Below are 6,206 nucleotides of genomic sequence, written 5' to 3' on the forward strand. Positions count from 1 at the left end.
TAAATCTGATTTTGGAACTGTAAATTCAGATTTGAATTTTAATAAAGTCTATGTAAAATCTTCGGAATCTATAGATGCAACCATCGGTAATGGAGATCATGATATAAATGTAACTTCTTCAACTGGTACTATAGATATTCATTAATTTTTAATCATATCAATACAAAAAGCATACTGAAACAAGTAAATAGAAACTTGCTTCAGTATGCTTTTATACATTTTTTCATCCATTCTATAACGTTACTTCATAAGTTTTTTTCATAACGTCTATAGATGCCATAACTAACTCTTCTAAAACAGATATGTCTATATCGTCTATTTTCTTTATATACAAGCACGATTTCCCTAATTTATATTTCCCAAGTCTTGAAAGTATCTCTTCAAAATTCTCAAAACCAGACATAATATAAATGGTTAAACTCTGTTTTCTAGGTGAGAACCCTGTTAGTAGCCAATCTCCTTCGCGCTTCGTAGCATATACGTAGTGATAACTTCCAAAACCAACTATACTATCTCCCCACATTACAGGATCTAATTTAGTCCACTTCCTAAACATATCTAAAAGCAAAAATGAATATTCTCTCTTCTTTTTTGGTTCTATTCTATTCAAAAAATCCTCAACACTAAGGTCGCTTGGTTTAGTTTTTAGCTCCGTCATCACTATTCTCCCTCTTTGCACTTTGATTTGCATAATTTTATAAATTCGCTTTCCGAAATTGGTTTACTAAACAAATACCCTTGTATATAATCACATCCCTGTTCTTTTAGATACTCAAGCTGTGATTCTTCCTCTACGCCTTCTGCTATGACATTAATTTGAAGTCCCTTAGCCATTGCAATCATAGCGGATACTATTAGGTCATTGCTAACATCTACATGAATATCATCTATAAAGCTCTTGTCTATCTTTATATAATCTATCATCATTTTACGAAGTTCTGCTAATGACGAATGCCCAGTTCCAAAATCATCCATAGATAATCGGAATCCTGATTCCTTTAATTTTTTAAACACAGACTTCGAATGTGATATCTCTTCCATTGAAACACTTTCAGTTATTTCAAACTTTATTTCATGAGGTTTTATGCCATATTCTTTGACTATATGTTCCACCCTATCTACAAATATGTCATCTCTAAGCTGCACTCCTGAAATATTTATAGATATAACTGGGACGTTTTTTCTTTCATTACAAGTGGAGAGCAATCTGCAAACAGACTCTATAACCCAATATCCAATCTCTATTATCACACCACTTTGCTCTGCTATCGGAATAAATACACTTGGCGGTATTTTCTCATCTAAATTCTTACAATCCCATCGTAAGAGAGCTTCTGCAGCATATAGATTTTCACCAGAAGTATCGTATATAGGTTGATACACCAATTCAAATTCATCTTTTTCAAGTGCTATTTCTAAAGCGTTGCTAATCCTCACAGTTTCTTCCATATCTTCAAGCATATCTTCTTTAAATATGCAATAAGGCGACTTAAATGTCTTCTTACAATGATACATAGCAATATATGCATATCTAAGCAATTCTGAAACTTTATCACCATGTTCTGGGCAAATAGATATCCCGATACTGGCCTTTAATAAAAAATGCTTGTCCTTTACCATTATTGGCATTTCAACTCGCTTAACAATATCATCAAGTTGCTGACTCAATAATTTTGTGTTTTCACACAAAATCATAAACTCATCTCCTCCAAGCCTTATCAAGTTTTTCTCATCTCTGACAAGTGAATGGAGACGACTTGCAAGTATTTTTAGCACCTCATCACCATATTCATGACCAGCTGTATCGTTTATATATTTAAATCTGTCTAAGTCTATGAATATGAGGGCAAACTCTGAATTGTCTTTTTTATGTTTTGCTATCATCTGCTCTATTCTATAATGACCAAATCTTCTATTGTACGTATCCGTCAAATCATCCTTATTAGCGAGCATCTCAAGTTCGATATTTGAATCTTCCAATCTATTTCGAATAACTCCTGCAACAAATGCAAATATTCCTAAAAACAGTGGCGCCGTATCTATCATCAATAAAAGAGGCACACTCTTGTGTAAAAGTTCTACAGTATGGATGTTTAATGGCAACTCAAATCTGATTACTTCAAATAGAATCGCTCCTATCGGAAATAAACATCCAAACAATATACCTACCAAGGTGTACCTGAATATAATATGCTTTTCTCTTTCTATGTTCATAAAATCAACCTTCTTTTCTAGATCATTTCCTATTCTCTGTGTAATTTTGTAAAATACAGGTTTTTACTATTCTACCCTATTTTAAATTTTTTATCCACAAAGATAGACATTTTAATCATTTTGTCCAGAAGGTCTCTCTTTTATTACTTGACCAAATAAGTTGTTTTTTTATTTAATTAAATCTCTAGCCAGTGCCTTACATTTTTCAATATCTTCATCCTCTGGTGTTAAATGAACATTTAGCCCTTCAGCTTTCATGATAGCACCTTTAGATTCCATTCTCTCTTGCCAGTCTCTAATCCACTGTCCATCTCCCCAGTCATAAGATCCAAACAATACCACATTTTTATCCTTCACATCTATCGCATCTACATAATCATCCATAACTGTTTCAAGCTCTTCAGCTCCCATTGAAGGACAACCAAGTGCTACAAATGAAGACCCCTTAACCATATCTGCATTCGCTTCTTCTACATCACTAATATCTACACTCTTACCATTTGCTAAAAGTTCTTGTTCTAACGCCTCTGCCATCATTTTTGTGTTTCCAGTCCCACTCCAATAAATAATACTTACATCAGCCATATTGCTTCCTCCTTTTTAATAATGATTATGATTATCATTTTCGTATTTATACTAACATATTTTTCCTACCATGTAAAGTTATTTTGCAATTATTTCTCTTCTTTTAATATCAACTATTATTTAGAATTACCAAAAATAGTATTTTCATTGTTACTGTCGATTTTTCATCTCCTGTGCTATAATAAGTCGAGGTGATTGTTTATGAAAGTTTCAATAAAAAAATATATTTTTAGCTCTGGCGGGTTTGTAATAATTTTTGGTATAGTATTTTTTATAATTATGCTATCTACTAATCTATCAAAGTTTTCAGATGCTATGCTTAGATTTGAAGTTCCGTCAACTCAAACACTTGATTTGATGCCTGGAACCTATACTATTTATCATGAATATAAAACATTTTTCAAAAATATACACTACGATCAAAAAGGTATGAACCTTGAGCATTTAAATCTAGAATTACTGGATTCTTCTAGTACTAACATTCCTCTAGATTATTCAAATACGTATAGTCGCTACTCGTTTAAACATAGAACTGGATATAGTATTGCAAATTTCAGTATCGAAAATCAAGGTATATATACTTTTAATGCATCATTCGATGATAATTCTAATACTAAAATCATATGTTCTATAGGACGAGGTGTATTTGAAAATTTATTTAAAACTATTACTACTAGTGTTTTCGTTTTGATTACCTGTTTTGTAGCTGGTTTCGCAATGATTAGACGAAAAATATATAAAACTAAGAAATACTAATCCTTTTTTAATAAAACTTTAATATTTTGCTAAGGTTATTCTTAAGTACAATATATATAATTTAAGCATAACTAAGAATCACAAGGAGGCTCTATTATGTTTAGGAAAATTCTTCATCATATATGTACTTGTTTTGCAAGCTTGATCGTTATTCCATTGCTTGGTGGAATTGGAATAGCTTTTATCGGTGGTGGACTTGCTTGTATTGGGCTTGGTTTTTCAAAACTGCTCTATGAACTACCTGGCATAAGATTATCGTTTTTTATGGTTGAAATTCCAAGATTTCTAGCTCTTCCTGTAGCTGGTGCTCTAGGATTTACTCTTATTCTATTAGGTTATTTATCTTTTGGACTATTAAAGAAATATTTTACATTGGTCTATGGAAGTAAAATTTTAAATCAAATTTAATAGCCAAAAGTAAACGCTATGATGGTGTTGTTTTGGCGCTTTATACTTAAATTCAAAATCCCTATCGGGATTTTTTTATTTCCTCTTATATTCCACCAAATATTGTGGTATAATAACTAACGGCACGCTATCTAGTGTATTTCACGATAAGACTGTCAAAGGAGATCTAAAATGGAACAATTTATATCTACTCAAGCAAATCAGTACAAAAATGAAGGACAGGTGAACAATATGGCTATTGTAATCGATGGTATTATCGGTGCTGGTAAAAGTACCGTTGGAAAGTTTTTAAATCAAGAATTGGGATTGCCTTTATACGAAGAATTAAAGGAAGATGGTAAGGAAAATACGCTTGCACAACGTATGTTGGATCGTTTTTATGCAGATCAAGCAAGATGGAGCGCAATAATTCAAGTTATGTTTTTAAATGATCGTTTTAGAGATATCAAAAAAATAGATGCATCTGGCGATCTCGCTATCATAGATAGGTCTATCTACGGCGATGAAATATTTGCTAAAACTATACATGACAGGGGTCAAATGACAACAGATGAATTTACTATATACAGAGATTTACTTTACAATATGCTTCAGCATATAAACGTCCCAGATGTCTTAGTCTACATAGATGTTACAATAGATACTGCAATGGATAGAATCAAAAAACGTTCACGTTCAACAGAAGGAGATGCCATTCCTAGAGATTATATGGAAGATCTTCACCGAAACTACGAAGCATGGTTCGAAGCATTTAATCTATGTCCTAAAGTCAGAATAGACTTTAATGAATGTTGCTTAGAAGAAAATGGCGAAATGAAAGAAAGCATGAAAGCTAAAATCTTGGAAGCTATAAAACCATATATTTAAAGTGTTAGTGGGAACCTAGGTTCCCACTATTTTTTTGTATTAAATTTTGATTGTTTTTATACTTTCGATTCTTTAATTTACATGTTGAAATTATAAGGTAAACTTTTTCAAAAAGTAACTATAGTTACTTTTCACATATGTTACTAATCACAGTTGTTTCTATTTTTTAAGTGCATTACATTTTATTACAAATTTCCCTTAACATTTTCTTTGAATTGTGGTATAGTTTTTATAATTACTATTTGAAAGGAGTTTATTGAATTATTATGTCTATGAAATCGAAAAATAACAAACTTTTAGAAACTATAAATACAAAAAAGAATACCTCTATTTTGATTATTGTAATTTTAACTGTTCTATGCTGCAGGCAGCATTTTCTAAATTCTAAAATAGATGAACTAAAAAGACGAAATATCACAACACTAGATTATCAATTAATGACGTGGCTAAACGATGAACTTAAAAGAGAACATTGGCTAGAAGATCCTGAATATATAAATACTCTAAAAGATGTAAATTCATTACTAGGAGAAAACGCTCTTTCCCATAATGCTAAGAGATATTCTAGAATGTTAAAACAAGATTTAAATCCAGAATTCAAATTTGATAAATCTGGACCACTTGAAATAATTTCAAATTTTTACAGGGTGGTAGAATAATGTCAAAATACTCTCAATTTAAAATTTTCATTAAAAATAATTTTTTATTTGTATTGATAGTTTCACTTTCCTTTACACTTTTATTTGAACTTTGTTTTACTCGTCAAAAAATAATTGAATTAGATAATGCTAGCTTTAAATACAGTACTGGCCTTGTAAAAATAATTGAAAAAGAAGTCGTTAGAAATGAATATATGAGTGATAAAGATTCTAAAATCGAAAAACTTAGGCGAATTGGTTCTAAAAATGCTATTGATTGTTCTAGTAGTTTATATGATTTAAATTCAATGTTAAAACTGCATAAGACCCGTAATGTTTCAATTTATCTAGATCATTTAGAATATGTTATGGGAAATGACATGAGTCTAGAAGAACTGAAAAAGCAGTTTAAGAAATATATTATATGGTAAAGCAAATATTATTAAAATAAGTGCAGCCATATCTCAATATTTTGTATTACTTTCAAATTTATATAAGGTGGTAAAACAATGCTTAAATACTCTAAAATTAAAGGCTTTATAAAAAATAATTTTCTATTTGTATTGATAGTTTCACTTTCTATTACACTTTCATTTGAGTTTTATTTAACTCGTCAAAAATCTATTGAATTAAACGACGTTGGCTTTAAATATGGCGTAGGTATTATAAAAATACTTGAAAATGAAATCGCTAGAAATGAATATATGAATGATGAAAACTCTAAACTTGACGAACTTA

The 6,206-nt window shown here is 30.6% G+C and carries 9 protein-coding genes; 6 read left to right on the forward strand and 3 right to left on the reverse strand.

Annotated features, from left to right (window positions below):
- Window positions 1-232: 232 nt before the first annotated feature.
- The 3 genes from N4A40_14485 to N4A40_14495 form a co-directional block, all read right to left on the reverse strand.
- Entirely contained in the window at window positions 233-658 is a 426-nt protein-coding gene (locus N4A40_14485; GenBank protein ID MCT4663062.1) for a DUF1801 domain-containing protein, read from the reverse strand.
- A 2-nt stretch (window positions 659-660) separates the two neighbouring features.
- Window positions 661-2,214 carry a bifunctional diguanylate cyclase/phosphodiesterase gene (locus N4A40_14490; GenBank protein MCT4663063.1) on the reverse strand — a complete coding sequence of 518 codons (1,554 nt, stop codon included), beginning with the start codon at window positions 2,212-2,214 and terminating at the stop codon, window positions 661-663.
- A gap of 168 nt (window positions 2,215-2,382) precedes the next feature.
- Window positions 2,383-2,799 carry a flavodoxin domain-containing protein gene (locus tag N4A40_14495; protein MCT4663064.1) on the reverse strand — a complete coding sequence of 139 codons (417 nt, stop codon included), beginning with the start codon at window positions 2,797-2,799 and terminating at the stop codon, window positions 2,383-2,385.
- Between the two features lie 201 nt (window positions 2,800-3,000).
- On the opposite strand from N4A40_14495, the gene N4A40_14500 reads away from it, so the two are divergent.
- The 6 genes from N4A40_14500 to N4A40_14525 all read left to right on the forward strand — a co-directional run.
- Window positions 3,001-3,555 (forward strand): hypothetical protein, encoded by a 555-nt coding sequence (locus N4A40_14500; GenBank protein MCT4663065.1) that lies wholly within the window; start codon window positions 3,001-3,003, stop codon window positions 3,553-3,555.
- Window positions 3,556-3,651: 96 nt separating this feature from the next.
- Window positions 3,652-3,963 (forward strand): hypothetical protein, encoded by a 312-nt coding sequence (locus N4A40_14505; GenBank protein MCT4663066.1) that lies wholly within the window; start codon window positions 3,652-3,654, stop codon window positions 3,961-3,963.
- A 171-nt stretch (window positions 3,964-4,134) separates the two neighbouring features.
- The gene (locus tag N4A40_14510) at window positions 4,135-4,830 is read left to right on the forward strand and encodes a deoxynucleoside kinase (protein ID MCT4663067.1); all 696 of its coding nucleotides are present in this window, start codon (window positions 4,135-4,137) and stop codon (window positions 4,828-4,830) included.
- 266 nt (window positions 4,831-5,096) lie between these two features.
- On the forward strand, window positions 5,097-5,489 hold the full coding sequence (locus N4A40_14515; protein ID MCT4663068.1) for a hypothetical protein: 393 nt from the start codon (window positions 5,097-5,099) through the stop codon (window positions 5,487-5,489).
- The gene (locus N4A40_14520; GenBank protein ID MCT4663069.1) at window positions 5,489-5,899 is read left to right on the forward strand and encodes a hypothetical protein; all 411 of its coding nucleotides are present in this window, start codon (window positions 5,489-5,491) and stop codon (window positions 5,897-5,899) included. The genes N4A40_14515 and N4A40_14520 overlap by 1 nt, the downstream gene beginning before the upstream one ends.
- Before the next feature lie 78 nt (window positions 5,900-5,977).
- The coding region (locus N4A40_14525; GenBank protein MCT4663070.1) for a hypothetical protein at window positions 5,978-6,206 on the forward strand (229 nt) is incomplete at its 3' end.

The sequence above is a fragment of the Tissierellales bacterium genome (assembly GCA_025210965.1).
In the GTDB taxonomy this organism is placed as follows: Bacteria; Bacillota; Clostridia; order Tissierellales; family JAOAQY01; genus JAOAQY01.

Coding starts and splice junctions, on each gene's coding strand:
- N4A40_14510 (MCT4663067.1), top strand. CDS start 4,135: ATGGAACAATTTATATCTACTCAAGCAAATCAGTACAAAAATGAAGGA.
- N4A40_14495 (MCT4663064.1), bottom strand. CDS start 2,799: ATGGCTGATGTAAGTATTATTTATTGGAGTGGGACTGGAAACACAAAA.
- N4A40_14490 (MCT4663063.1), bottom strand. CDS start 2,214: ATGAACATAGAAAGAGAAAAGCATATTATATTCAGGTACACCTTGGTA.
- N4A40_14500 (MCT4663065.1), top strand. CDS start 3,001: ATGAAAGTTTCAATAAAAAAATATATTTTTAGCTCTGGCGGGTTTGTA.
- N4A40_14505 (MCT4663066.1), top strand. CDS start 3,652: ATGTTTAGGAAAATTCTTCATCATATATGTACTTGTTTTGCAAGCTTG.
- N4A40_14520 (MCT4663069.1), top strand. CDS start 5,489: ATGTCAAAATACTCTCAATTTAAAATTTTCATTAAAAATAATTTTTTA.
- N4A40_14515 (MCT4663068.1), top strand. CDS start 5,097: ATGTCTATGAAATCGAAAAATAACAAACTTTTAGAAACTATAAATACA.
- N4A40_14485 (MCT4663062.1), bottom strand. CDS start 658: ATGACGGAGCTAAAAACTAAACCAAGCGACCTTAGTGTTGAGGATTTT.